The organism is Rhizobium sp. FKY42 (assembly GCF_005222835.1).
Classification (GTDB): domain Bacteria; phylum Pseudomonadota; class Alphaproteobacteria; order Rhizobiales; family Rhizobiaceae; genus Neorhizobium.
This window is the reverse complement of the sequence record NZ_STGA01000068.1, coordinates 1-1138: the sequence shown is the minus strand read 5'-3', so window position 1 is coordinate 1138 and position 1138 is coordinate 1. Positions and strand designations below refer to the sequence as shown.

Sequence of the window (1138 nt, the reverse complement as noted above, 5' to 3'; positions counted from 1 at the left end):
AAAACCATACTCAGAGGTGGCTCACTTCTCGGTGGAAAAACCGGCTCAGTTCCGCGCGGAAACCAACAGCCATGCCCATGCTGCGGTGGACGCATGGTCGTCATCGAAGTGCTCAAGCCATCCGGACCGATGCGCTTGCGCCAGCGCGTCATGGTGCTGGGATCGATCGGAAACTCGGTCTGGAAGAACTCGAAGCCGCAAAAATACTGCCAATAGGGGTTTTCAACCCAGCGCTCGACCGTCTCCTCGTCCGACAGGTCGTGCACGTGCTTGAGATAATGCAGGCCAACCATCAGCCGTGTCGGCTTGGCCGGCCGGCCAACCGGTCGATAAAAGCCCCCGAAAGCCACATCGAAGCGCGACCAGTCCATCACCTTCGAGAGCCTCACCAAGGGGTGGCTCATGCTGATCATCGCATCCAGACGTTCGCGGAAGAGATCATGTCTGCCGGAAGAAGGGCATGTCGGGCGCATCGCAAAAAACCCGGAAAATCGAGCATCGGAACATGATTTCCTGCAGTTTCCTATACTTCAGACAGCTTGGGAATCCCTGAAAACAAAAGAGTTTTGGGATTTTTCAGGGCGAACTAATTACAAAATCAACCCAAATGATACACTGATTTGTGTGTCAAGGAGATCGTCTCAGTAGGTATACCGTAATGGAGCAGTCGAAGCTCTATCTATCATAATCAGGCCTCAATCCTCACGCATGGCCCTTGCGATCTGATCGACTAAAGGTTTCACAAGATAGGAAAGCGCCGTGCGCTCTCCCGTCTGGATAAATGCCTCGACGGGCATGCCCGCCAGAAGCGGCATGTTACCCAGACGTGCCAGCTCATCAGGAGAAATATGGATCCGGGTCGTGTACCAGGATTCACCGGTCTGCTGATTGATGATGAGGTCGGCGGCAACCGTCTTGATCTCGCCTAGGATTTCCGGCGTTGTCCGCTGATTGAAGGCTGTAAAGCGCAGCGCCGCTTTCTGCCCGACATGTAATTGATCAATATCGGCCGGTTGAACGCGCGCCTCGATCACGAGCGTATCGTTGACCGGCACGATTTGCATGATCGTCTCACCTGGAGCGATGACGCCACCAATGGTGTGGGCGGTGAGTTCATGGACGATGCCCGTTTGCGGAG

The 1138-nt window shown here is 54.7% G+C and carries 2 protein-coding genes; both read right to left on the bottom strand.

Annotation, left to right across the window (positions count from 1 at the left end; all coding sequences use genetic code 11):
• Positions 1-473 (bottom strand): transposase (locus tag E8M78_RS21320; protein ID WP_246658426.1); only part of this gene is annotated, 473 nt, incomplete at its 3' end.
• A 222-nt stretch (positions 474-695) separates the two neighbouring features.
• On the bottom strand, positions 696-1138 hold a 443-nt coding region (locus E8M78_RS21315), incomplete at its 5' end, for an HlyD family efflux transporter periplasmic adaptor subunit (RefSeq protein WP_137136966.1).